This window comes from Streptomyces physcomitrii (assembly GCF_012273655.1).
Classification (GTDB): domain Bacteria; phylum Actinomycetota; class Actinomycetes; order Streptomycetales; family Streptomycetaceae; genus Streptomyces; species Streptomyces physcomitrii.
Map to the genome: position 1 here is coordinate 117,032 of NZ_JAAWWP010000018.1, position 24,509 is coordinate 141,540.

Genomic DNA, 24,509 nt, shown 5'->3' on the forward strand with positions numbered 1-24,509 from the left:
CCGGCGGCCCCACACACACGGAACCCCTCGCGGAAGCCTCCCGCGAGGGGTTCGTGCCGTACACCAGGCGTGCGTACACGAGGTGCTCGTGCCGTACGAGGAGCCATCGCCCCCCGGCGTCTCAGAGGCGCTCGGGGGTCCGGATGCCGAGCAGGGCCATGCCCTGGTGGAGGGTCCGGGCGGTGGTCTCCACGAGGAAGAGGCGGTTCTCGACCTGGGCCGGGCTCTCCGCCTTCAGGACCGGGCACTTGTCGTAGAAAGTGGTGAGCAGCGAGGCCAGTTGGTAGAGGTACGCGGTCAGCTTGTGCGGGGCGTACTCGGCGGCGGCCTCGGCCACGGTCTCCGCGAAGGCGTCGGCGTGCAGCCCGAGGGCCCGCTCGGCGGGGGCGAGCGCCAGCTCCGGGTGGGCCGCGCCCCGCGCCTCGCCCGCCCGGCGCAGGATCGACTGGATCCGGGCGTAGGCGTACTGGAGGTACACGCTGGTGTCGCCGTTGAGCGAGACCATCTGGTCCAGGTCGAACTTGTAGTCCCGGCTGGCGGAGGTGGACAGGTCCGCGTACTTCACCGCGCCGATGCCGACCTGGGCGCCCCGCTCGGCGATCTCCGCCTCGGAGAGCCGCTCGCCCTCCGGGAGCCCCTCGGCCTTCTCCCGTACGACCGCGCCGGCCCGCTCGACGGCCTCGTCGAGGAGGTCCACCAGGCGTACCGTCTCGCCCTCCCGGGTCTTGAAGGGCTTGCCGTCCTTGCCGAGGACCGTGCCGAAGGCCAGCTGCCGGGCCGTGACCTCCTTGTTCAGCCAGCCCGCCCGCCGCGCGGTCTCGAAGACCATCTTGAAGTGCAGGGACTGCCGGGCGTCGACCACGTAGAGCAGCGTGGTGGCCTTGAGGTCGAAGACCCGGTTGCGGATCGCGGAGAGGTCGGTGGCCGCGTAGCCGTAGCCGCCGTCGGACTTGCGCACGATCAGCGGGACCGGGTTGCCGTCCGGGCCCTTGACGTCGTCGAAGAAGACGCAGAGGGCGCCCTCGGAGACCACCGCGACACCGGACTCCTCCAGGAGCCGGCAGGTCTCGGCGAGCATGTCGTTGTAGCCGGACTCGCCGACGATGTCCGCGTCCTCGATGACCATGTCGAGCTTGTCGAAGACGGAGTAGAAGTAGACCTTCGACTCGTCGACGAACTTCTGCCAGACGGCCAGCGTGTCGGGGTCCCCGGCCTGGAGGTCGACGACCTTGCGCCGGGCCCGGTCCTTGAACTCCGGGTCGGCGTCGAAGAGGGCGCGGGCCGCCTTGTAGAGCCGGTCCAGGTTGGACATGGCCTCCTCGCCGGAGACGGCGGCGCTCCCGGCGGTCCCGGCGTCCTCGGCGGAGTGGTCCAGCTCGTGCGGGTGCTCGATCAGGTACTGGATGAGCATGCCGAACTGGGTGCCCCAGTCGCCGATGTGGTGCCGGGGCACCACGCTCTCGCCGGTGAACCGCAGGATCTGGGCGACCGCGTCGCCGATGACCGCCGAGCGCAGATGGCCGACGTGCATCTCCTTGGCGACGTTCGGCTGGGCGTAGTCGATGACCGTGGTGCCCGCCGCCGGGGACAGCGGCACACCGAGCCGCCCCTCGGGGTCCGCGAGCCGGGCGGCGAGGTTCTCGGTGATCGCCCGGTCGGTGACGGTGAGGTTGAGGAAGCCCGGCCCGGAGACCTCGGCCTCCGCGATCACGGTGCCCTTGTCCAGTGAGTCGAGGACCTGCCCGGCCAGCTCCCGCGGGTTGGCCTTCGCCTTCTTGGCCAGCGCGAGGATGCCGTTGGCCTGGAAGTCGGCCCGGTCACTGCGTCGCAGCAGCGGGTCGGCGGCGCCGGCTTCCGGCAGGGCAGCCGAAAGCGCGTCCGCGAGACGCTGGTGGACCGAAGCGGTGAGCGACGTGACCGAGGCCATGGAAGGGAAGCCGTTCTCCTGGAGGATGTGGACAGACACGGTCAGTATCCCATGGGGTGTAAAACGGTTTTCCCGTCCCGCGCGCCCCGCGCCCGCCCGTACGTGAGGGCTTCGTCCCCCGCCGGGTGAGGTGCCTCGCCCCCGCCGCGCACCCGGGAGAAAGTGGTTTTCGCGCTCGGCGCCCGTGCTGGGACAATGGTGCCGTCCGGCCTCCGGGCCCCCGGAATCCGCCAGGACCGCGGGAACCTCAGGAACCTCTGGAAGAAAGAGACGTACCGATCGTGGCGCAGAGCACCGAGACCGCCGACTGGGTCTCCCGTTTCGCCGATGAGGTCATCGCCGAATCCGAGAGCCGTGCCCCGGGCGCACTCGTCGTGGTGGCCTCCGGGCTCTCCCCCTCCGGCCCCATCCACCTGGGCAACCTGCGCGAGGTCATGACCCCGCACCTGGTCGCCGACGAGATCCGCCGCCGCGGCCGCGAGGTGCGCCACCTCATCTCCTGGGACGACTACGACCGCTACCGCAAGGTCCCGGCCGGGGTCCCGGGCGTCGACGAGTCCTGGGCCGCGCACATCGGCAAGCCGCTGACCTCGGTGCCCGCCCCCGAGGGCTCCCCGCACCCGAACTGGGCGGAGCACTTCAAGGCCGCGATGACCGAGGCCCTCGGCGCGCTGGGCGTGGAGTTCGACGGCATCAGCCAGACCGCGCAGTACACCTCCGGCGCCTACCGCGAGCAGATCCTGCACGCCATGCGCCACCGCGGCGACATCGACGCGATCCTCGCCCAGTACCGCACGAAGAAGGCCCCGCCGAAGAAGTCGCAGAAGCCGGTGGACGAGGCCGAGCTGGAGGCCGCCGAGGGCTCCGGCGCCGCGGCCGAGGACGACGGCAGCTCCGGCAGCGGCTACTTCCCGTACAAGCCCTACTGCGGGCGCTGCGGGCGCGACTTCACCACCGTCACCGCCTACGAGGACGAGTCCACCGCGCTGACCTACCTCTGCGGGGCCGAGGGCTGCGGCTTCGAGGAGACCGTGCGGCTCAGCGAGTTCGACCGGGGCAAGCTGGTGTGGAAGGTCGACTGGCCGATGCGCTGGGCCTACGAGGGCGTGGTCTTCGAGCCCTCCGGCGTCGACCACTCCTCGCCCGGCTCCTCCTTCCAGGTCGGCGGGCAGATCGTCGGCATCTTCGGCGGCAAGCAGCCGATCGGCCCGATGTACGCCTTCGTCGGCATCAGCGGCATGGCCAAGATGTCCTCCTCCAAGGGCGGCGTGCCCACCCCCGGCGACGCCCTGCGGATCATGGAGCCCCAGCTCCTTCGCTGGCTCTACGCACGCCGCCGCCCCAACCAGTCCTTCAAGATCGCCTTCGACCAGGAGATCCAGCGGCTGTACGACGAGTGGGACAAGCTCAGCGCCAAGGTCGCCGACGGCAGCGCGCTGCCCGCCGACGCCGCCGCGCACAGCCGCGCGGTCGGCACCGCCGCCGGTGAACTGCCGCGCACCCCGCGCCCGTTGCCGTACCGCACCCTCGCCTCGGTCGCCGACATCACCGCGGGCGCCGAGGACCAGACGCTGCGCATCCTCACCGAACTCGACCCGGACACCCCGCTGACCGGCCTGGACGAGGTGCGCCCCCGCCTGGACCGCGCCGAGGCCTGGATCAACACCCAGGTCCCCGCCGACCAGCGCACCCTGGTGCGCACCGCGCCCGACGGGGAACTGCTCTCCACCCTGGACGAGGAGGCCCGCGAATCGCTGCGGCTGCTCGTCGAGGGCCTGGACTCCCACTGGTCCCTGGACGGCCTGACCACCCTCGTCTACGGGGTGCCCAAGCAGCGCGCGGGCCTCGCGCCGGACGCCAAGCCGACGCCCGAACTCAAGGTGGCCCAGCGCGCGTTCTTCGCCCTGCTCTACCGGCTCCTGGTCGGCCGGGACACCGGACCGCGGCTGCCCACCCTGCTGCTCGCGGTCGGCGCGGAGCGGGTACGCAAGCTGCTCGGGTCCTGAAGCCCACCGCCGCCCGCGGGGCTTGAGCACCAGCCCCGCCACCCCGGGGCTTGAGCACCGGGCCCGCCTCGGGGCCTGAGCACCGAGCCCGCCCGAGGTCTGAGCACCGCGGCCCCGCCTCCGCCGAAGGGCGCCGTTCCCCGCACCGGGACGGCGCCCTTCGGCGTGCCCGGGGCCCTCCGCACGCCCGGCCCGGCGTATACGTATCACTGCAATCTGCACCATTTCGCTGCCGGGGCGCGGCCCGGGCGCTCCCGCCCCGCATGGCCTCCCCGGCCGCGGACAGATGAGGAGCGGGAGCACGAGCAGGTACCGGCGGCAGGCGGGCACACCGAGGAGGCAGTGCGGATGACGGCAGCGGCGGACATCTCACCCAAGGACGAGGAACCGCGAGGCGAACCGGGCGCGGACCAGGCGGCGCACCAGCGGGCCTTTCTGCGCAGGCTGACCCTGGCCACCGGCGGCGGCATGTTCATCGACGGCTTCGTCTTCGCCTCCTTCGCCGCCGCGCTCGCCGGCGGGGCGATGTCCCGGGACATCGGGGTGACCTCGACCTGGACCGAGCTGATCTCCGCCTCCACCCTCATCGGCACCTTCTTCGGCGGACTGCTGCTCGGCTATGTCACCGACCGGCTCGGCCGCAAGCCGATGTTCACCCTCGACCTCTCGGTCTTCCTGGTCACCGCCCTGCTGATGTTCACCGTCACCGAGGTCTGGCAGCTCTTCGTCCTCGGCCTGGTGATGGGCCTCGCGGTCGGCGCCGACTACTCGATCGGCTCCCCGCTGCTCGCCGAGTTCTCGCCGAGCGCCCGGCGCGGCCACTACCTCGGCATCCTCGAAATACTGTGGAACGTCGGCTACGTGGTCGCCTACCTCCTCGGCTACCTGATCAACACCCACTGGCCCGACGCCTGGCACTGGACGCTCGCCGCCAGCGCCGTCCCCGCCGTGCTCTGCCTGCTCGCCCGGCACGGGCTGCCCGAGTCCCCGCGCTGGCTGCTCTCCAAGGGCCGCAAGGACGAGGCCAAGGCCGTCATCGAGGCCCATCTGCGGCACGTGGGCGCCGGCGGTTCCGCCGCCCAGCGCGCTCAGGCGGCCGCGGACGCCGAGGACCTGCGCGCCGAGCAGGCCGAGGAGACCCGCTACCGCGACCTCTTCTCGCCCGCCTACCGGCAGCGCTCGCTCTTCGTCTGCACCTTCTGGATCTGCATCGTGCTGCCCTACTTCGCGCTGACCTTCTTCCAGCCCACCGTGCTGCGCGCCATCGGCCTCGGCGGCAGCGCGCTGGCCGGTGCCCTGATCGGCACCTTCATCGCGCTGCTCGGCGCGGTCACCGGCTGGTACCTGGTCGACCGGGTCGGGCGGCGGCAGATCCTGGTCGGCCCGATGTTCGGCTGCGCGCTCGCCCTCTTCCTGGTCAGCCTCGGCGACCTGCTCCCGATCTGGCTCGCCACCGGCTGCTTCTTCGGCTACCTCTACTCGTACGGGATCATGAGCATCCTGCCCGGCATCTACCCGGAGGAGGTCTTCCCGACCTCGATCCGCACCTCCGGGGTGGGCATGGCCTCGGGCGCCAGCCGGATCGGCGCGGCCATCGGCACCTTCCTGCTGCCGCTCTCCCTGGACCACCTGGGCCTGAGCTGGTCGATGATCTTCATGGCCACGGTCTCGCTGATCGGCGGCATCACCTCCTACCGCTGGGCCCCGGAGACCAACGGCCTGCGCCTGACCCACGCGGCCCGCGGCGAGGGGCAGCCGGTTCCGGCGGGGGCGGGGGCGGGTACGGAGGGGGGCTGAGGGTTCGGCCCGGTCCGTACGCGGGTGCCGGGCCGCTCAGACCCGGTCCCTACGCGGGTGCCGGGCCGCTCAACGGCCGTACGCGGCAAGCCGGTTGGGAAGGCTGGGCCGTGTCGGGACTTTCCGGACACGGTCTAGGAGTAGGACTCCGCGTCCAGCTCCTGCTGGTAGCGCACCTGGAAGTCGCGCAGGTACGGCCGCAGGGTGCTCTCCGCCAGGGGCTCCCCGGACTGGCCGCGGATCCCGTACAGCTCCTGCAAGTACCGCCCGAACTGGCGGGCGTTGGGGAAGCCCTGGTTCTCGCTCACATACTTCCGGAAGGCCTGGAAGTAGATCTCCCCACGGGAGACGTCATCGGGCAACTCCGGCCCCGGCACGCCCTGTTCGGGCCCCGCCTGCTCCTCGCGCGGCCCCGGGATCTGCGCCCCGGTCCGCCCGGAAGCCGCCGAGGAACCGCCGAGGCGCCGGGTGCGGTTCGGGCCCGAGGGCACCCGCCAGCCGGCCTCCTCCTCCCCGAACTCCCCCTGGAACGGCTCCGGTTCGGGCAACTCGTCCGGCACCGGCAGCTCCTGCGGCAGCGCCTCCTCCGGCGCCACGGGGTACTGCCCGGCCTCCGGCACCCGGGCCCGCCGGGCCGCCGCCGGGTCCATGGCCTCGGGGTCCGCGAGGTCCTCGTAGGACTCACGGTCCTCGTACTGCTCGGGGTGCTCGGGGTGCTCGGCGTGTTCGGGGTGTTCGGGTTTCTCGAAGTGCCGGGCGCTCTCGGGGTGTTCAGGCCGTGCCGCCTTCTCCCAGCCCGGCCCGCCACCCGCCTGCTGCTGCTCCTCGTACCACTGCTCGTACTGCTCCTCCGGTACGTACGTGGGGTCGTACGCGCCCTCGTACGGCACCGGATGCGGCTGGGCCGCGAACCACGGGCTCTCCTGCGGGAGTTGCTGCTCCCGCTCCGGCTCCGCGTAGCGCTGCCGGGCGTCCCCCGGCACGGGCCCGGCGGCGGGCCGGGCGGCTTCCGCGGCGGGCTCCAGGGCGCGGGCGGGCGGTGCGCTCGGCAGCAGGGAGGCCTCGATACCGGCGGCGGCGAGGCCGGAGGGGGCGGTCTCGGCGAGGGGGACGCCGTAGCGGGCCAGGCGCAGCGGCATCAGGGATTCGACGGGGGCCTTGCGGCGCCAGGCGCGGCCGAAGCGGGAGCGCAGCCGGGCCTGGTAGACGAGACGTTCCTGTTCGAGCTTGATGACCTGCTCGTAGGAGCGCAGTTCCCACAGCTTCATCCGCCGCCACAGCAGGAAGGTCGGCACCGGCGAGAGCAGCCAGCGGGTCAGCCGCACGCCCTCCATGTGCTTGTCGGCGGTGATGTCCGCGATCCGCCCGATCGCGTGCCGCGCCGCCTCCACCGCCACGATGAACAGCACCGGGATCACCCCGTGCATGCCCACACCCAGCGGATCGGGCCAGGCCGCCGCCCCGTTGAACGCGATCGTCGCCGCCGTCAGCAGCCACGCCGTCTGCCGCAGCAGCGGGAAAGGGATCCGGATCCACGTCAGCAGCAGATCCAGCGCGAGCAGCACACAGATCCCCGCGTCGATACCGATCGGGAACACCAGCGAGAAGTCCCCGAACCCCTTCTTCTCCGCCAACTCCCGCACGGCCGCATACGAACCCGCGAAACCGATACCCGCGATGACGACCGCACCGGCCACCACCACACCGATGAGTATGCGATGCGTCCGAGTCAGCTGCAGTGGCGCGGCCACCTTCTCCCCTCCCGCTCTCCGAGTCCCGCTCCGGGCACCGGCTCCGCACCGGTGGCCCGTCCCACGGGCGGGCCCGCGGATCCGGGACATGCGCGCAACAGACTGGCACACCTGTACGGGGAACGGACGACCGGCAGGCCGAGAGCCCGGCGACCGGAGGTCACCGGGCTCTGCGCCACGGTGGTCAAGTACCCGCGTCCGCACCCTGGTTGAGGTGCGTGGATCCCGCTTTGCCCGACCGGGGCGAGCGGGGAGGACGCCCCGGCTCCGTTACGGATCCGGAATCTTGCACCGGGAGCCGTCGGCCGGAGCCGGGCACGGGCACGGGCACGGGAAGCGGACCGCAAGCGGGGCCCGCGCGCGACCGCTACGACTTCTTGCCGGAGTCGCCCTTCTCGCCCTCGCCCTTGTCGCTCTTCTCGTCCTTGTCGCTCTTCTCGCCGGAGCCGGAGTCCGCGCCGGACCCCGCGTCCGCACCGGAGTTGGCCTTCTCCACGGCCGCGACGGCCTCCTTGGCGGCGGCCTGGGCGTCCTTCACCAGATCCTCCGCGCTCGGGGACTTGTCGCCCGCGAGACCGGCACCGTTGTAGTCGACCGTGACCACGACATTCGCCGTACGGGCCACCACGGTCTGCTGCTTGAAGGTGCCTTCCTTCTTCTTCAGTTCGTAGCTGACGGTCGACGCCTCGTCCCCGGTGCCCGCCACCGGCTGGGTCTTGACGCCCTTCGCCTCCTGGGTGGCCTCGGCGCCCGCGACCTGCTTCTGGAAGTAGGCGTGCGCGAGCTTGTCGCCGGTACCGCGGGTCTGGTCGGAGTCGAAGCGCAGCAGCGAGACATTGAGCCAGCGGAACTGCGAGCCCTTCACGCCCTTGTTGTCGAGGCTGGTCCAGGCGCAGGTGCCGCGCGTGGCGTTGTCCTCGGACTTGCCCGCCTTGCCCGACTCGTCGTCGGTCTCCGGGACCAGGTCCTTCAGCGTCTTCTTCTCGAAGACCTCGCAGGGGTCGGGCAGGTCCGCGAAGCGCGCCTTCGCGACGGACGGGCTGGCCGAGGGGGTGGCGCTGCCCTTCTTGTCCTCATCCGAGCCGGAGTCGTCCGAGGAGCAGCCGGAGGCCACGAGGATCACCGGGACGGCCGCCACGGCGAGGAGGCGGGAGAGTCGCTGTGCAGATCGGTGCATGGTTCCTTCACTCTTCACGTTCGCTCGACGGGGCCACGGTACGCGGAGCCGGACGGTCGGGGCGGGGCCCCGGACCTGGCCGACACCCCACGACAAAGCGGACCAAAGGGACTTCAGTCGTCCAGCTTGTCGGCGAGCCGACTCGCCAGTCCCCTTGCCCTGTCCTGCATTTCCTTGCTGTCGGGCGCCACCGCGGCACCCACCGCCTGATCCTCGTACTGGATCGTCACGATGACGTTGGACGTGCGGAACACCACAGTCACGGTGCGGTTCGGCGAGGAGGACTCCCCGAGCTTGTCGTCGAGGAAGGCGGAGTCACCGAGGTCGTCCAGGGCACGGGAGGGCAGGTCCTCACCGGTACCGCTCCCGCTCTCCTCGGGGTCCGGGCTCTCCTCGTCCGCGGGGCTCTTCTTGCCGGAGGGGCTCTTCCCGTCGGACGGGCTCTTCCCGTCGGACGGACGCCCCTCACCGGACGGGGACTTCTCGTCGGCCAGGGCCCGGTCGCCCGAAGCGGTCGAAGCGCCCGAAGCGGTCCCGTCGGCCGTCGAGGACGCGTCCGCGGCGCTCCCGAACAGGCTCCGCGCCGCGCCGCGCGCCCCCCGCTCCGAGGAGCGCGCCTCCTCGCCGCCCGCGCCCTTGCCGCCCTCGTCCTCGGTCTCGGCGCCCTTGCCGCCGTCCCCGGCGTCCCCGGACCCCGAGGGCCGCACCGGCGAGATCCCGGCGGCGGTGGCCTTCTTCGCGTACACGTCCTCGGCGCGGGTGGCGTCGCTCACCGCGGGGTCGTAGGAGACCACCCGCTCGAAGCCGACCGACAGATGCTGGGTGGCCTCGGTCGACTCCGCCTTCCAGCTGCACCCCACCCGCCGGTCGGTGTTGTACGTGGCCAGGGCCGTACCCGCGTAGGCGCGCTCGCGCTGGATCTCGTCCGGGATGGACTTGAGGCCCCCCAGCAGCGAGTCCAGCGCGTCCTGGCCGACCGCGCCGCAGGCCTCCGGCAGCGTGCGGTACTTCCCCGGCTGCGCGGCCTTCGTGGGGGAACCGGGACTGCCCGCCTTGCCGTCGTCCGCGCCCTCTTCGCCGGAACCGCCGGTGCAGGCGGCCAGGACAAGGGCGAGCAGCGCGATGGCACCCGCTGCACTCTTCCGCCGCTGCACCGCGGTGACCCCTCTCGACGTACTCGGACCTGCTTATTGGCTTGCCGCCCCCCGGCGGACAGTGAACACAATGTCTATCGCACGCGCTGCCGTACCGCTGATTCGCTGTCCTGTTCGACCGGATCGGGACGGTTATCTGCCCGCGAGGCGCGCGAGGATTTCAGCTGTATGTACGTTCTGCCGCACTTCGGTGGAACCACGGGGGAATGAGGACTATGCCGTACACAGAGGTTCCGGGGGCGAAGGTACCCATCCGGATCTGGACCGACCCGGCCTCCATCGAGGGCGCGGCGCTCCAGCAGCTCCAGAACGTCGCCACCCTGCCATGGATCAAGGGCCTGGCCGTGATGCCCGACGTCCACTACGGCAAGGGCGCGACCGTCGGCTCCGTGATCGCCATGCGCGACGCGGTCTGCCCGGCGGCGGTCGGCGTCGACATCGGCTGCGGCATGTCCGCGGTGCGCACCTCGCTCACCGCGAACGACCTCCCCGGCGACCTGTCCCGGCTACGGAACAGGATCGAGCAGGCCATCCCGGTGGGCCGCGGCATGCACGACTCCCCCGTGGACCCGGGCCGCCTGCACGGCTTCCCGACCGCGGGCTGGGACGACTTCTGGGCACGCTTCGACGGGGTCGCGGACGCGGTGAAGTTCCGCGCGGAGCGGGCAGGGAAGCAGATGGGGACTTTGGGCGGAGGCAACCACTTTGTCGAAGTTTGTCTGGATTCGGAGGGCGCGGTCTGGCTGATGCTGCACTCCGGTTCCCGCAACATCGGCAAGGAGCTCGCGGAGCACCACATCGGCATCGCGCAGAAGCTGCCGCACAACCAGGGCCTGGTCGACCGGGACCTGGCGGTCTTCGTGGCGGACACCCCGCAGATGGCCGCCTACCGGGGCGACCTCTTCTGGGCGCAGGAGTACGCGAAGCACAACCGCGCGATCATGATGGGCCTGCTCAAGGACGTGGTCCGCAAGGAGTTCAAGAAGGCCAAGCCGCTCTTCGGCGAGGAGATCAGCTGCCATCACAACTACGTCTCCGAGGAGCGCTACGAGGGGATGGACCTGCTGGTCACCCGCAAGGGCGCGATCCGGGCGGGCTCCGGTGAGTACGGGATCATCCCGGGTTCGATGGGCACCGGCTCGTACATCGTGCGGGGCCTCGGCAACGCGGACTCCTTCAACTCGGCCTCGCACGGCGCCGGCCGCCGGATGAGCCGCAACGCGGCGAAGCAGCGCTTCACGGCGAAGGATCTGGAGGACCAGACGAAGGGCGTGGAGTGCCGCAAGGACTCCGGCGTCGTCGACGAGATCCCGGGTGCCTACAAGCCGATCGAGCAGGTCATCGACCAGCAGCAGGACCTGGTCGAGGTGGTGGCCAAGCTCAAGCAGGTGGTGTGCGTGAAGGGCTGAGCGCACCGCTCGGCACAGTGAGCGGGCCAGCGGGCCACGCGGCGTATGCGGAGGGCGGGACGGCGGGTTGCTGCCGGCCCGCCCTCCGCGCTGTCCGCCGCCCCGCCGCGGCCGCGACCAGGCAGTTCCCGCCCGCGTCACCGCCCGGGTGCCGGGCCGCCGCCGCGTTGTCAGTGGGGCCGCTTACAGTCACCGGCATGGCGATGCTTCCCAACCCGCTCCCGAAGCTGGCCGACGACCCCACCGGTCGCGGTCTCGGCCTCGAACTGCCGCCCGGCGGCCTGGTCTCCGACACGGCGGACGGCCCCTGGCCCGAGCCCCTGCTGTGGTGCTCCACCGCGCCCGCGCGCGCGGGCGACTGGTCGGCCCTGCTGCCCGCCCGCCGTACGGCAGGCCTGCATCCGGTACTGCTCGGCGCCGACCGGCCCGAAGTCGACCCGGCCGCCTGGGAGTTGATGCCGGAGCTGGCGAGCTACCCCGGCGACCACGACGCCGAGGACGTCCTCGCGGGCTTCTGGGAGGAGTACGCGGAGGACGAACTCTCCGAGGCCCACGGCCAGTCGTCCTCGGACAACCGGACGCCGGGCGTGCTCTCCCGGGTCAAGTCCCTTTTCACCCCGTCCTTTTCGGACGCGCCCCCGGCCGCTGCCGGGACCTCCGACTCCATAGGCTCCGAAGGCTCCGGCACCTCCGCGGCCGACTCCGGGCCGGACTCCTCCGGGCCGGACTCCGAGGACCAGGATCCCGCCTCCGGCTTCGACTGGCCCGGGCTCGCGCCCGCCGGGCGGGAGGAGGAGGACCCCGAGGTGCGGGCCGCCGCGATAGCCGACCTGGTGGCGGGCGGGAACCAGCTGCTGCCGCACTCCCGCCTCGGCCTGGTGCCCGCCCGCCGCAGCGCCGACATCCCGGCCGCCATCGGCTGGTCGGGCCCGGTCAACCACGAGAACGACGTGGCGCGCCTGTGCGCCGTGCTCCGCTCCTGGGAGGACCGCTTCGGCATACGGGTCGTGGCGCTCGGCTTCGACATCATGGTGGTCTCGGTCGCCGCCCCCCCGGCCACCCTCGCCGAGGCGGAGCAACTCGCCGCCGAGCACTTCGCGTTCTGCCCGGACAACCTCCAGCAGGGGGACCACACCGACCTGCGCGCCTACGCGAAGAAGGAACTCCTCGGTCAGCACTTCTGGACCTTCTGGTGGGACTGAGCAGGGGACGGGGCGTGGCAGGCGGTCTGCCAATCGCCTAGCAGCTCACTGCGACTGCGCGAGGACAGGTCCGCTACGGCAGAAGTTCACGGGTCAAGGTGAAGGCGGCCGTTGCAGTGGACAGGAGAGCGTTGATCCTTCCGAGGACTCGGGAGGTTGCGTCAGCGTCCTGCACTTCAACGGCCGAGGCCAGATCTTCGGCGTACTCACGCGCCCGTACCGCCTCGTCGGACGTCGCGGTATCCGCGTCCGCACGCAGAGCGTCGATGAGACGCCGGTAAGGGATCTCGGGTGCATGCGCATGATGGCCATAGCCGCCATGGGCCACAGCGTGGGGGCTGTTGACGACCGCCATGAAGACGCCCCCTTGAGAAGTGATGTGCACTTCCTCGCCTCCTCCCCTCCAGATGAACCGCCTCTGGTACTCAGTCCAGCCTCTGCGCGTCACGCCGTACCCGCCGAAGTGCCACCCCTTGACCCTGATCAGGTCGTGCTTGAGCGGCTCGGCCAGAACGCGCATGACGTCCCCCCGGTTCCACCCCCGCTCGGCGAAGTAGTCCGTCATCACCACGCGAGTACCCGGGTGCGCAGCCCGTCTGCAGATCTCACGGAACGCCTGCCCCTGGCACCTCTCCACCTGCTCCGGGGGCAGCAGCGGCTCCGGCAGCCCCCATCGGTGTACGACTCTTCGAGTCCCTACGAACAGTCCGTAGATCGCCCAACAGAGCAAGCCGATCACCACAACGTGCTCGGTTGTCAGCTCCACGCCCATCGGCCTCCCCCGGTTGGCAACTCAGCACAGCCTGAAGCGAGTTGGCGCGCCGTGGGGTGATTCCCCCCACACGGGCAATTGACACTTTTGGCCTCGTTCACTTCAAGTGACGGCGTTTGTCCGTCGGTTCTGACAGAGAGACACCGCCTGCGGGATCACGGATGTGCGTGAGAGATGACGTCGCGTGGGAGGGCTCGGACCGGGACCGCGGGGACCGCGACCGCTCAGACCAGGACCTCGGCCAGCAGGGCCGCCGTTTCGGCGAGGAGCGCGTCATCGGGCTCCTCGCCGGGCTCTGCCCCCCGGGTGAGGCAGGCCAGGAGCAGCGGGGTGCCCTCGGGTGTCCAGACGATCCCGACGTCGTGGCCGGTGCCGTAGGGACCGCCGCCCGTGGTGTCCGCGAGCAGCCAGCCCGCGGGCAGTCCCGCGCGAAAGCGCGCGGGGCCCGCGGTGTGCTGCCGCATCCAGCCGGTGAGGAGGCAGGAGTCCGCCGTGCCGAGCGCGTCCCCGACCGTCAGATGGGCGTAGGTGCGCGCGATCGCGTACGGGGTGGTGGTGTCCGTACGCCGGTCCGGCTCGGCCGAGTTGAGTTCCGGCTCCCAGCGGTCGAGGCGGGTCACCCGGTCCCCGACCGACCGGGCGAAGCGGGTGAGCGCCCCCGGCCCGCCGAGCCGACGGAGCAGCAGGTTCCCGGCGGTACGGTCCCCGTGCCGCACCGCCGCCTCGCACAGCGCGGCGAGGGACAGGCCCCGCCCGAGGTGCTCCGCGGCGCCGGTGACCGGGGAGCCCGGCAGAAGGTCGGCGCGGGAGTACCGGACAAGTTCGGCGAGGGCGCGGGCGTCCGCGGGGCGGGCGGCGTCGGCCGGGCGGTCGGCGGCGCGGTTGTCCTGGTGGCCGGTGGCACGGTCGGTGGCGCGGGCCTCCGCACCGCCGGTGGTGCGGGCGCTCTCCGAGATGGTGGCGCGGTCGCCGTCGCGGAGGAGGGCGGCGGCCGCGAGGGGGGCGAACAGGCCGGAGAGGGGGAAGAGTTCGCCGGCGCGGTAGCGCACGGTGCGGCCGGTCGCCAGGTTCCGGCCGAATACTCCGAGGGTCGTCCCGTGGGCGCGTTCCAGGACGCGCAGCCGGTCCACGGTGCCGCGCGGTGCCGCCTCCCCGGGGCTCGCGGTCTCCCTGCCCGGTGTGCCCTTGCCGGGTACGCCACCGCCGACCCGGCCCGTGGCCGCGGCGGCCACCGCACAGGCGGTGCCGCTCATGGTCACCGCGGCCAGCGCCGCGGCCCCGGCACCGGCCGCGAGCACCGAGCGGCGTCCCGGCCCCGATCGCACCGCGAGGGTGTTGCCGCACCCTGATCCGGACCGGAGGCAGTCCAGCCGCCGACCGGCGTGGGACGACTCGGGCTCCGGCTCACGCTGAGCGGCGGTCAACTCCGCGTCCGGGTAACGAGTTTCCGCCCCGGGCTCCGTATCCGGAAGCGTTTCCGGAGCTGGGTCGGGTTCCGGCTCGGCGTCGGACGGTTCGGGCTGTGGCCGCTGCTGGTCCAGCGGTTTCGGCATGGCTCTCTCCCATGGTGCTCACGGGTCCCACCCCGCGAGGGCGCACCTCGTGTGCGGTCCCTGCCCAGGAGGACACCGCTGTACTTGCCACGGTTCCCGCACCTCGGTGGCGGGAACCGGCACCGTCGCGGAGCTTCCGTACCGCGCCGATGGGAACGCCAACTCGGTCAGATACTGGGCGAGTTCAGATAGGCACGGCTGCACTCTCGGCACGTTCGTCGGTGCGGCGCGGCCTGGTGGGAGTGCCTTTGCCCCGCCTCCGGGGCCAGCCTTGGTGGACCCGTGCCGCAGCAGACGCCCCCCGGCCCGCAGGCGGCCTCTGGCGGTTCCGCCGCCGTGGCGATGGCCGACGGTGCTCGGTGATCTGGTGCGCGGGATGGTCTCGCCCCAAGTCGGCGACGTTCAGGGCCAGTCGGGGGCTCAGGGGTTTCCGGGGGCCCAGGGATCCAGCGGAGGGCCGGGCGGCGCCTGGTGACCGCCGGGCCGGGCGGGGCGCGGGTCCGCGTGGCTGTGCGCCCACCCGCCCCGGAGTCAGCCGGAGGCGGATGAGCGCCTGGTTGCGAGCCGGTCAGGCTCAGCGTGCCGAGCCCGTCCGGGCGAAAGCCCATTCGTCGTCGAACAACACCGAATCCCCTCCGTATTCTGTCTTTCTGTTTCCCCATCACGCCGACGGCTCGGCGTGAACTCACACCACCCGACGGTACGCCGGAATCAATCGTCCGGGACAGCGGCGAGGTGACTTCTTGGTGCATTCCATACGCCCCGGCGTACCGAATGGCCGATTTGTTTCACAGGTCACGTACGTACGCACCCCGGCGCCTCGCCCGCGCGATGAACGGAAAGCACCGGGCCGCCGATCCGGTTTTTTTCACTGACCGGTCAGTAACCCGAAGGGGCATACGCGGGCGGGGGCCGGAGAACCCGAGGACGCGATCGGCATCCGCCCGGCCACCGCTCGGCCGCCCTCGGTCTTCCGCTCAACACCCGCCCCGAACTGGGGAGAAGAGCCGAGCCGGCGGCGCCCTCGGGGTCCCGCCCCACACCCCCGTCCGCACACCGGCACCCCGAGATCACCGGACACCGCACCTCTCCCCCGCCTGTCCACTTCCGGACAATCACTGTCGGAAAACGCTTGCCCGATCGCTTCGGCCCTTACGGTATCCACGGCGTGAAATCACTCTCCGTACGGCTTGTTCGCATCGGCGCGGGGAGTAATTCGCCTGCGCGCCCGCCGAGTCGGCGCCGGAAGAGTGCGCGCAGGAGACGCCCGTACCTCCGCCGCGTAAATTCGGTGTTTCACCGAGTCGGCACAGAAGTCCGCGTTCGGTGACCGACGTATTGCGATGACGTCACCGCGGTCTCCGGGCCGACCAGGACGGCGGGTCCGGAGCGGGCGGTGCAGGTGCCGGCCCACCGTCCGTTCACCCGCCGCGGATACCCTGTGCCGGTTCCGCCGCGCGCGGCCCCGTACGACCGGCTTGTGCCCGGCCGCGGAGCGCCGGTGCGCGCAGATCGCGGCACGGAGACGGGGGAGAACGTGACGCTGCAGGAGGGCGACCCGCGCGCGGTGGGCGGGTACCGGCTGGACGGCAGGCTCGGCGCGGGCGGGATGGGCGTGGTCTACCGCGCGCGTTCGCTGTCCGGCCGGCAGGTCGCCGTGAAGGTCATCCGGCCGGAGCTGGCCGAGGACGCCGGTTTCCGCGCCCGCTTCCGCCGGGAGGTGGAGGCGGCCCGGCAGGTCAGCGGGGCCTTCACCGCGCCGGTGGTGGACGCCGACGCGGAGGCCGCCGTCCCCTGGCTCGCCACCCTCTTCGTCCCCGGCCCCTCGCTCGCCCAACACGTCGCGGAGCAAGGGCCGTTGACCGTGCCCGAGGTGCGCCGTCTCGCGCTGGGGCTGGCCGAGGCGCTGCGCGACATCCACCGGGCCGGTCTCGTGCACCGCGATCTGAAGCCCGGCAACGTCCTGCTCGCCGGGGACGGGCCGCGGGTCATCGACTTCGGCATCGCCCGCGCCGCCGACGAGGCGCCGCTCACCAGCACCGGACTCGTCGTCGGCACCCCGCCGTTCATGGCCCCGGAGCAGTTCCGGCACGGTGCCTCGGGACCGGCGACCGATGTCTTCTCGCTCGGCTCGGTGCTCGCCTACGCGGCCACCGGGCGGAGCCCCTTCGAGGGCGACAACGCGCACTCGGTCGGCTTCCGGGTGGTCTACGAGGAGCCGGAGCTGTCCGCCCTGCCCGCGGCCCTGCGGCCGCTGATCGACTCCTGCCTGGCCAAGGAGCCGGACCAACGGGCCACTGTGCAGGGGCTGTTGAGCACCCTGGCCGCCGAGGAACCCGGCCCGCCCGGAGCCCGGCAGACCCCCGCCCGGCCCACCGGAGCCCCGGACCCGCGCACCCCGGCGCCGCGCACTCCGGCCCCGCGCACTCCGGCGCCATCCCTCGGCGAGGCCGCACCGATCCCGCCCCTCGACGAGGCCGCGCACGTCGCGGGCCACCCCGTACCGCCCGCCGACGAGCCCGCCACCGAGCGCCCCGACAAGGACCCCGACGAGGACCCTGCCGAGGACCCCGCGGACCGTACATCCGCCCCCGTACCGCCCCACCCGGCGACCGCCCCGGACAAGGCCGCCCCGGCCGCCCCCGCGCCACGCCCCTTGCGCCGCAAGGTCCTTGTGGCGACGGCGGCGGTGGTCGCCGTGGGGGCCGCGATCGGGTTCTCCGCGCTGGCCGGGCGGGACCGCGGCGAGGGCGGGAGCGCCGCGCCCACCGGCGGAGCCGGCACCGCGGGCCCGGCCCCGGCCGCCGTCAGCTGTCCCCGCACCGGCAGCCGCTTCGCCACCAGCGGTTCCGGTCTGCAGGCCGAGCTCTTCCAGCACTGGACCCAGGGGTACGCGACGTCCTGCCCCGGCAACGAGGTCTCCTTCACGCCGACCGGATCGGGCCAGGGCGTACGGGAGTTCGCCGAGGGCACGACCGAACTGGCCGTCACCGACGGCACGTTGCGCCCGCAGGAACGCGCCGCCTCCGCCACCCGCTGCGCCGGGGGCAGCGGCGGGAAGGAGGGCAAGGCGGTCCAACTCCCCCTGGCCACCATGCCGGTGTCGGTGATCTACCACCTGAGCGGGGTGGACTCGCTGGTCCTGGACGCGAAGATCCTCGCCGGGATCTACCGGGGCGAGATCAGCAAGTGGAACGACTCCCGGATCGCCGCGCTCAACCCCGGCGCGAAGCTGCCCGCCACCGCGGTGAAGCCCCTCTTCAAGTCCCTGGCGTCCGGCACCAATCTGACCTTCACCCAGTACCTCGCGAAGGCCGCCGCCTACGACTGGCCAGAGGCGCCGGACACCGAGATGGCCGCGGAGGCGGGCATCGGGAAGCAGACCTCGAAGGAGCTGGCCGAGGAGGTCGCCGGGACGGAGGGCTCCCTCTCGTACGTCGAGCGGGGGCAGGAGGGGAAGGCGGCGAAGGCGGCCCTGGACACCGGCGCGGCCGATCCGGTCGCGCTCACCCCGGAGTCCGCCGCCAGGACCGTGGCGGCGGGCCGGGTCACCGGTGAGGGCGCCGACCTGGCCGTGGAGATCGACCACGGGACCAGCGCACCCGGCGCGTACCCGCTCGTGCAGCTCGGCTACGCGCTCGTCTGCGACCAGGGCAACGCCCCGGGGACGCTGCCCTCGCTGCGTTCCTTCCTCGCCTATACGACGGGCCGGGAGGCCCAGTCGGCGACGGCCGGGCTCGGCTTCGGACCGCTGCCGCCGGAGCTGGCCGAGCAGGTGCGCAAGCGGGCCCGGGACCTGGGCTGAGCCGCCGCCCGCGGGCCGCGGCCCCGCCTCCGCGGGCGGCTCACAGCCCCCGCGCGACCTCCGTCGCCCAGTAGGTGAGGATCAGGTTGGCCCCGGCCCGCTTGATGCCGGTCAGCGTCTCCAGGATCGCCTTCTCCCGCTCGATCCAGCCGCGCTCGGCGGCGGCCTCGATCATCGCGTACTCACCGGAGATCTGGTACGCGGCCAGCGGCACGTCCACCTCGGCCGCGACCTTCGCCACGATGTCGAGGTAGGGGCCCGCGGGCTTGACCATCACCAGGTCCGCGCCCTCCTGGAGGTCGAGCGCCAACTCCCTGAGCGCTTCACGGGAGTTGGGGGCGTCCTGCTGGTAGGTCTTGCGGTCGCCGCGCAGCGAGGAGGCGACCGCCTCGCGGAAGGGGCCGTAGAAGGCCGAGGAGTACTTCACGGTGTAGGCGAGGATCGCCACGTCCTCGTGGTCGGTCTGGTCCAGGGCGTCGCGGACCACGCCGACCTGGCCGTCCATCATCCCGCTCGGGCCCACCACATGGGCGCCCGCGTCGGCCTGGACCTGCGCCATCTCCGCGTACCGCTCCAGGGTGGCGTCGTTGTCCACCCGGCCCCGGTCGTCCAGGACGCCGCAGTGGCCGTGGTCGGTGAACTCGTCCAGGCACAGGTCGGACATGATGATCAGCTCGTCGCCGACCTCCGCGCGCACCTGGCGCAGCGCGACCTGGAGGATGCCGTCCGGGTCGGTGCCCGCGGTGCCGAGGGCGTCCTTCTTGGACTCCTCGGGGACCCCGTAGAGCATGATCCCGCCGACCCCGGCCTCCAGCGCCTCCACCGCGGCCTTGCGCAGGCTGTCCAGGGTGTGCTGGACCACGCCGGGCATCGAGCCGACCGGCACCGGCTCGCCGACGCCCTCGCGGACGAAGGCGGGCAGGATCAGGTCGGCCGGGTGCAACCGGGTCTCCGCGACCAGCCGGCGCATCGCCGGGGTGGTGCGCAGGCGCCGCGGCCGGGCGCCGGGGAAGGAACCGTACTTCGTCGTCATCTGCTCCGCCTCGCCATTCCTCTACGCCCGCCCCACGGGCCGTACCTCTTCACGCTACGCCCGCCCGCCGCCGGGCGAGGACCCCGGGGCCCCGCCGTCCGCGCGGCCCCGGGCGGCACAAGGGCCCGGACGCTTCCCGCGTCCGGGCCCGCAGTGAGGTTTCCGCGCTCAGGTCGTCCGGCGCCGCCGGGAGCCGGGCCTGCGCTCGCTGGGCCGGGTCACCGGCTCGCCCGCGTCGAGGGCGGCCGCCCGGCGCTGGGCGCCGAACTCCGCGAGCGCCTCGGCGAGCTTGTGCACCGAGGGCTCGGGCGACATGACGTCCACCCGCAGGCCGTGCTCCTCCGCCGTCTTGGCGGTCGCCGGGCCGATACACGCGATCACGGTGACGTTGTGCGGCTTGCCCGCGATGCCGACCAGGTTGCGGACCGTGGAGGAGGAGGTGAAGAGCACCGCGTCGAAGCCGCCGCCCTTGATCGCCTCCCGGGTCTCGGCCGGCGGCGGCGAGGCGCGCACCGTGCGGTAGGCGGTGACGTCGTCGACCTCCCAGCCCAGCTCGATCAGACCGGCCACCAGGGTCTCGGTGGCGATGTCCGCGCGGGGCAGGAAGACCCGCTCGATCGGGTCGAAGACCGGGTCGTACGGCGGCCAGTCCTCCAGGAGTCCGGCGGCCGACTGCTCGCCGCTGGGCACCAGGTCGGGCTTGACGCCGAAGGAGACGAGGGCCTTCGCGGTCTGCTCACCGACCGCGGCGACCTTGATCCCGGCGAAGGCGCGGGCGTCGAGGCCGTACTCCTCGAACTTCTCCCGGACCGCCTTCACGGCGTTGACCGAGGTGAAGGCGATCCACTCGTAGCGCCCGGTGACCAGGCCCTTGACCGCGCGCTCCATCTGCTGGGGGGTGCGCGGCGGTTCGACGGCGATGGTCGGCACCTCGTGCGGGACCGCGCCGTAGGAGACCAGCTGCTCGGAGAGCGAGGCGGCCTGCTCCTTGGTGCGCGGGACCAGGACCCGCCAGCCGAAGAGCGGCTTCGACTCGAACCAGGACAGCTGCTCGCGCTGGGCGGCCGCGCTGCGCTCGCCGACCACGGCTATCACCGGCCTGCCGCCCTCCGCCGAGGGCAGCACCTTGGCCTGCTTCAGGGTCTGGGCGAGGGTGCCGAGGGTGGCCGTCCAGGTGCGCTGGCGGGTGGTGGTGCCGCCGACCGTGACGGTCACCGGGGTGTCCGGCTTGCGCCCGGCGGAGACCAGTTCGCCCGCGGCGGCGGCCACCGAGTCCAGGGTGGCGGAGACGACGACGGTGCCGTCCGAGGCGCCCGTCTCCGTCCAGCACCGCTCGGAGGCGGTCCGCGCGTCGACGAACCGTACGTCCGCGCCCTGGGCGTCGCGCAGCGGCACACCCGCGTAGGCGGGGACGCCGACCGCGGAGGCGATGCCGGGCACCACCTCGAAGGGGATGCCCGCGGCGGAGCAGGCGAGCATCTCGCCGGCCGCGTAGGTGTCCAGGCCCGGATCGCCGGTCACCGCGCGGACCACCCGCTTGCCGCCGCGCGCGGCCTCCATGACAAGATTGGCCGCGTCCCTCGGTGCAGGGGCCTCGCCTGCTGACGGACCGTCGACAAGCGTGAGCTGAGGCGTGTCCGTGGCCAGTTCGGTCGCCGTCACGTCCGCGCGAGCGTGGCTGCGTACCACGTCGAGCACTTCGGGCTCGGCGACCAGTACGTCCGCATGCGTCAGTGCGTCGACGGCGCGCAGGGTCAGCAGCCCTGGATCACCGGGGCCGGCACCGAGGAAGGTGACGTGCCCGGCGCCGGGGGCCGCGGGTCGGTTCGAGGTGGTGGGGCTCAATGTGCTCGCTCCCCCATCAGACCGGCCGCGCCCTTGGCAAGCATCTCGGTGGCGAGTTCGCGACCGAGCGCCAGTGCCTGGTCGTGTGTCTCGGGCACGGGACCGGTGGTGGACAGCTGCACCAGCGTCGCGCCGTCGATCGAGCCGACGACGCCCCGCAGGCGCATTTCAGTGACAATCTGCCCGTCGCCCAACAGGTCGGCCAGGGCACCCACGGGTGCGCTGCAACCGGCCTCCAGGGCGGCGAGCAGGGAACGCTCGGCCGTCACCGCGACCCGCGTGTGCGGGTCGTCGAGTTCGGCCAGTTCGGCGGCGAGGGCGACGTTCGCGGCGGCGCACTCGACGGCCAGGGCTCCCTGGCCGGGGGCGGGCAAAACCGTTTCGGGAGCGAGGAGTTCGGTGACCTCCGCCGCTCGTCCGATCCGGTTGAGACCGGCGGCGGCGAGCACGACGGCGTCGAGCTCCCCGCTGTGGACGTAGCCGATGCGGGTGTCGATGTTCCCCCGGATCGGCACGGTCTCGATCATCAGCCCGTGCTCGCGCGCGTACGCGTTCAGCTGGGCCATCCGCCGGGGCGAGCCGGTGCCCACCCGGGCGCCGTGCGGCAGCTGCCCGAAGGCGAGGCCGTCCCGGGCGATCAGCACGTCGCGCGGGTCCTCGCGGCGCGGCACCGCGGCCAGCGCGAGGGACTCGGGCTGCGTGGTCGGCAGGTCCTTCAGGGAGTGCACCGCGAAGTCGATCTCCCCGCGCAGCAGGGCCTCGCGCAGGGCGGTGACGAACACCCCGGTGCCGCCGATCTGCGCCAGGTGCTCGCGGGAGGTGTCGCCGTAGGTGGTGATCTCCACCAGCTCGACGGGCCGTCCCGTCACCTGCCGTACGGCCTCGGCGACGTGCCCGGACTGGGCCATGGCGAGCTTGCTGCGCCTGGTCCCGAGCCTCAGTGCGTTCTGGGTCATGAGCGGCCTCGGTTCGTGGAGGGTTCGGTCCGGTCGGCCCCGCCCGCCCGCGAGACGGAGGCCACCGTCTCCGGGTCCAGGTCGAAGAGCGTGCGCAGGGCGTCGGCGTAACCGGCCCCGCCGGGTTCGGCGGCGAGCTGTTTGACCCGCACGGTGGGGGCGTGGAGGAGCTTGTCCACCACGCGTCGGACGGTCTGGGTGATCTCGCCGCGCTCCTTCTCGTCGAGACCGGGCAGCCGTCCTTCGAGGCGGGCGATCTCCCCGGAGACCACCCCGGCGGCCATGGTGCGCAGGGCGACCACGGTCGGGGTGATCACGGCGGCGCGCTGGGCGGCGCCGAAGGCGGTGACCTCGTCGGCGACGATCGCGCGCACCTGGTCGACGTCGGCGGCCATCGGGGCGTCCGCGCTGGCCTCGGCGAGCGACTCGATGTCGACCAGGCGGACCCCGTCGAGGCGGTGCGCGGCGGCGTCGATGTCCCGGGGCATCGCGAGGTCGAGCAGGGCGAGCGGCGCCTCGCGCCCGGCCAGCGCCGCCTCGACGTCCTGGCCGGTGAGCACCAGACCGGTGGCCCCGGTGCAGGAGAGGGCGAGGTCGGCGCGGGCCAGCTCGGCCGGGACCCGCTCCATCGGCACCGCGCGGGCGACGGCCCCCGCGGTGTCGCTGCCGGGCTCGGTGAGGATCCGGGCGAGCCGCTCGGCGCGCTCCAGGGTGCGGTTGGCGATGACGATCTCGCCCGCGCCCGCGCGCGCCAGGGTGGCGGCCGAGAGCGCGGACATCGAGCCCGCGCCGATCACCAGGACCCGCTTGCCCGCGGCCCATTCGGTCACCGGGCGGCCCTCGGCGAGCTGCCCGAGCCCGAAAGTGACCAGGGACTGCCCGGCCCGGTCGATACCGGTCTCGCTGTGGGCGCGCTTGCCGACCCGGAGGGCCTGCTGGAAGAGGTCGTTGAGCAGCCGGCCCGCGGTGTGCAGGCTCTGCCCGGTGGCGAGCGCGTCCTTGATCTGGCCGAGGATCTGACCCTCGCCGACCACCATCGAGTCCAGCCCGCAGGCCACCGAGAACAGGTGGTGCACGGCCCGGTCCTCGTAGTGCACGTAGAGGTACGGGGTCAGCTCCTCCAGGCCCACTTGGCTGTGCTGGGAGAGCAGGGTGGACAGCTCGGCGACGCCCGCGTGGAACTTGTCCACGTCCGCGTACAGCTCGACCCGGTTGCAGGTGGCGAGCACCGCGGCCTCGGCGGCGGGCTCGGCGGCCACCGTGTCGGTGAGCAGCTTGGCCTGGGCGTCGCCGCCGAGGGCGGCCCGCTCCAGGACGCTGACCGGGGCGCTGCGGTGGCTGAGGCCGACGACGAGGAGACTCATGCCGGCATCACGGCGGGCAGGTCCCCGTCAGGTCCTTTGCGGTCGCTCTTGGTGGCGGGCGGCGGCGGCAGGCGGTCCTCGGCGGCCTCGCCCTCACCGGCCTTGCGCTGCTCGTGGAAGGCGAGGATCTGCAGCTCGATGGAGAGGTCGACCTTGCGTACGTCGACGCCCTCGGGCACCGAGAGCACGGTCGGCGCGAAGTTCAGGATGGAGGTGATCCCGGCGGCGACCAGACGGTCGCAGACCTGCTGGGCGGCGCCCGCCGGGGTCGCGATGACCCCGATGGAGACGCCGTTGTCGTCGATGATCCGCTCCAGCTCGTCGGTGTGCTGCACGGAGATCCCGGCCACCGGCTTGCCCGCCATCGCCGGGTCGGCGTCGATCAGCGCCGCCACCCGGAAGCCGCGGGAGGCGAACCCTCCGTAATTGGCCAGTGCCGCACCGAGGTTGCCGATGCCGACGATGACGACCGGCCAGTCCTGGGTGAGGCCCAGCTCGCGGGAGATCTGGTAGACGAGGTACTCGACGTCGTAGCCGACACCGCGGGTTCCGTACGAACCGAGGTAGGAGAAGTCCTTGCGCAGCTTGGCGGAGTTGACGCCCGCCGCGGCCGCGAGTTCCTCGGAGGAGACCGTGGGCACCGAGCGCTCGGACAGAGCGGTCAGGGCCCGCAGATACAGCGGAAGCCTGGCGACAGTGGCCTCGGGAATCCCTCGGCTACGGGTCGCCGGTCGGTGAGTTCGGCCAGTTGCCACGGT

General features: G+C 72.6%; 16 protein-coding genes. 5 read left to right on the forward strand and 11 right to left on the reverse strand.

The window, feature by feature from the left end; all coding sequences use genetic code 11:
• Positions 1 to 121 precede the first annotated feature (121 nt).
• Complete coding sequence (argS, locus tag HFV08_RS24825) at positions 122 to 1,927, reverse strand: arginine--tRNA ligase (protein WP_168542689.1); 1,806 nt, start codon at positions 1,925 to 1,927, stop codon at positions 122 to 124.
• 257 nt (positions 1,928 to 2,184) lie between these two features.
• Here argS and lysS point away from each other — a divergent pair, with 257 nt between their 5' ends.
• Together lysS and HFV08_RS24835 are read left to right on the forward strand one after the other, a co-directional pair.
• The gene (gene lysS, locus HFV08_RS24830; RefSeq protein WP_168542691.1) at positions 2,185 to 3,933 is read left to right on the forward strand and encodes a lysine--tRNA ligase; all 1,749 of its coding nucleotides are present in this window, start codon (positions 2,185 to 2,187) and stop codon (positions 3,931 to 3,933) included.
• Between the two features lie 348 nt (positions 3,934 to 4,281).
• The gene (locus tag HFV08_RS24835) at positions 4,282 to 5,730 is read left to right on the forward strand and encodes an MFS transporter (RefSeq protein WP_168542611.1); all 1,449 of its coding nucleotides are present in this window, start codon (positions 4,282 to 4,284) and stop codon (positions 5,728 to 5,730) included.
• Positions 5,731 to 5,864: 134 nt separating this feature from the next.
• On the opposite strand, the gene HFV08_RS24840 is transcribed toward HFV08_RS24835, so the two are convergent.
• From HFV08_RS24840 to HFV08_RS24850, 3 genes are all read right to left on the reverse strand, one after another.
• Positions 5,865 to 7,433 (reverse strand): DUF2637 domain-containing protein, encoded by a 1,569-nt coding sequence (locus HFV08_RS24840; protein WP_312885816.1) that lies wholly within the window; start codon positions 7,431 to 7,433, stop codon positions 5,865 to 5,867.
• A gap of 415 nt (positions 7,434 to 7,848) precedes the next feature.
• Positions 7,849 to 8,658 carry a DUF3558 domain-containing protein gene (locus tag HFV08_RS24845; RefSeq protein WP_168542615.1) on the reverse strand — a complete coding sequence of 270 codons (810 nt, stop codon included), beginning with the start codon at positions 8,656 to 8,658 and terminating at the stop codon, positions 7,849 to 7,851.
• Between the two features lie 113 nt (positions 8,659 to 8,771).
• Positions 8,772 to 9,812: a DUF3558 domain-containing protein gene (locus HFV08_RS24850; protein WP_168542617.1), complete on the reverse strand. Its 1,041-nt coding sequence runs from the start codon at positions 9,810 to 9,812 to the stop codon at positions 8,772 to 8,774.
• A gap of 215 nt (positions 9,813 to 10,027) precedes the next feature.
• On the opposite strand from HFV08_RS24850, the gene HFV08_RS24855 reads away from it, so the two are divergent.
• Together HFV08_RS24855 and HFV08_RS24860 are read left to right on the forward strand one after the other, a co-directional pair.
• On the forward strand, positions 10,028 to 11,221 hold the full coding sequence (locus tag HFV08_RS24855; protein WP_168542619.1) for an RtcB family protein: 1,194 nt from the start codon (positions 10,028 to 10,030) through the stop codon (positions 11,219 to 11,221).
• Between the two features lie 197 nt (positions 11,222 to 11,418).
• Entirely contained in the window at positions 11,419 to 12,423 is a 1,005-nt protein-coding gene (locus tag HFV08_RS24860; RefSeq protein ID WP_168542621.1) for a DUF4253 domain-containing protein, read from the forward strand.
• Positions 12,424 to 12,496: 73 nt separating this feature from the next.
• On the opposite strand, the gene HFV08_RS24865 is transcribed toward HFV08_RS24860, so the two are convergent.
• Positions 12,497 to 12,988, reverse strand: coding sequence for a hypothetical protein (locus HFV08_RS24865; RefSeq protein ID WP_246342009.1), 492 nt, complete (start codon positions 12,986 to 12,988; stop codon positions 12,497 to 12,499).
• Positions 12,989 to 13,419: 431 nt separating this feature from the next.
• The gene (bla, locus tag HFV08_RS31880) at positions 13,420 to 14,520 is read right to left on the reverse strand and encodes a class A beta-lactamase (protein ID WP_312885817.1); all 1,101 of its coding nucleotides are present in this window, start codon (positions 14,518 to 14,520) and stop codon (positions 13,420 to 13,422) included.
• 1,765 nt (positions 14,521 to 16,285) lie between these two features.
• Between bla and HFV08_RS24875 the strand changes: the two genes are divergently transcribed.
• Positions 16,286 to 18,553 carry a serine/threonine-protein kinase gene (locus HFV08_RS24875; protein ID WP_168542623.1) on the forward strand — a complete coding sequence of 756 codons (2,268 nt, stop codon included), beginning with the start codon at positions 16,286 to 16,288 and terminating at the stop codon, positions 18,551 to 18,553.
• Positions 18,554 to 18,593: 40 nt separating this feature from the next.
• Here the strand turns inward: HFV08_RS24875 and hemB are convergent, their stop codons facing one another.
• The 5 genes from hemB to HFV08_RS24900 all read right to left on the reverse strand — a co-directional run bounded on the left by hemB (position 18,594) and on the right by HFV08_RS24900 (position 24,506).
• Positions 18,594 to 19,586: a porphobilinogen synthase gene (gene hemB / locus HFV08_RS24880; RefSeq protein WP_168542625.1), complete on the reverse strand. Its 993-nt coding sequence runs from the start codon at positions 19,584 to 19,586 to the stop codon at positions 18,594 to 18,596.
• A 168-nt stretch (positions 19,587 to 19,754) separates the two neighbouring features.
• Positions 19,755 to 21,431 (reverse strand): bifunctional uroporphyrinogen-III C-methyltransferase/uroporphyrinogen-III synthase, encoded by a 1,677-nt coding sequence (locus tag HFV08_RS24885; protein ID WP_168542627.1) that lies wholly within the window; start codon positions 21,429 to 21,431, stop codon positions 19,755 to 19,757.
• Entirely contained in the window at positions 21,428 to 22,387 is a 960-nt protein-coding gene (hemC, locus tag HFV08_RS24890) for a hydroxymethylbilane synthase (protein ID WP_168542629.1), read from the reverse strand. Before hemC ends, HFV08_RS24885 begins: the two co-directional genes overlap by 4 nt.
• Positions 22,384 to 23,751 carry a glutamyl-tRNA reductase gene (locus HFV08_RS24895; RefSeq protein WP_168542631.1) on the reverse strand — a complete coding sequence of 456 codons (1,368 nt, stop codon included), beginning with the start codon at positions 23,749 to 23,751 and terminating at the stop codon, positions 22,384 to 22,386. Before HFV08_RS24895 ends, hemC begins: the two co-directional genes overlap by 4 nt.
• A complete protein-coding gene (locus HFV08_RS24900) occupies positions 23,748 to 24,506 on the reverse strand; it encodes a redox-sensing transcriptional repressor Rex (protein WP_040249831.1) in 759 nt (252 codons plus the stop codon). The genes HFV08_RS24895 and HFV08_RS24900 overlap by 4 nt, the downstream gene beginning before the upstream one ends.
• Positions 24,507 to 24,509: the final 3 nt, after the last annotated feature.

Bases quoted from the DNA above. Each gene is read 5' to 3' on its own strand.
- argS (WP_168542689.1), bottom strand. From the start codon at position 1,927: ATGGCCTCGGTCACGTCGCTCACCGCTTCGGTCCACCAGCGTCTCGCG.
- hemC (WP_168542629.1), bottom strand. From the start codon at position 22,387: ATGACCCAGAACGCACTGAGGCTCGGGACCAGGCGCAGCAAGCTCGCC.
- hemB (WP_168542625.1), bottom strand. From the start codon at position 19,586: ATGACGACGAAGTACGGTTCCTTCCCCGGCGCCCGGCCGCGGCGCCTG.
- HFV08_RS24835 (WP_168542611.1), top strand. From the start codon at position 4,282: ATGACGGCAGCGGCGGACATCTCACCCAAGGACGAGGAACCGCGAGGC.
- HFV08_RS24860 (WP_168542621.1), top strand. From the start codon at position 11,419: ATGGCGATGCTTCCCAACCCGCTCCCGAAGCTGGCCGACGACCCCACC.
- HFV08_RS24855 (WP_168542619.1), top strand. From the start codon at position 10,028: ATGCCGTACACAGAGGTTCCGGGGGCGAAGGTACCCATCCGGATCTGG.
- HFV08_RS24895 (WP_168542631.1), bottom strand. From the start codon at position 23,751: ATGAGTCTCCTCGTCGTCGGCCTCAGCCACCGCAGCGCCCCGGTCAGC.
- HFV08_RS24845 (WP_168542615.1), bottom strand. From the start codon at position 8,658: ATGCACCGATCTGCACAGCGACTCTCCCGCCTCCTCGCCGTGGCGGCC.
- HFV08_RS24865 (WP_246342009.1), bottom strand. From the start codon at position 12,988: ATGACGGACTACTTCGCCGAGCGGGGGTGGAACCGGGGGGACGTCATG.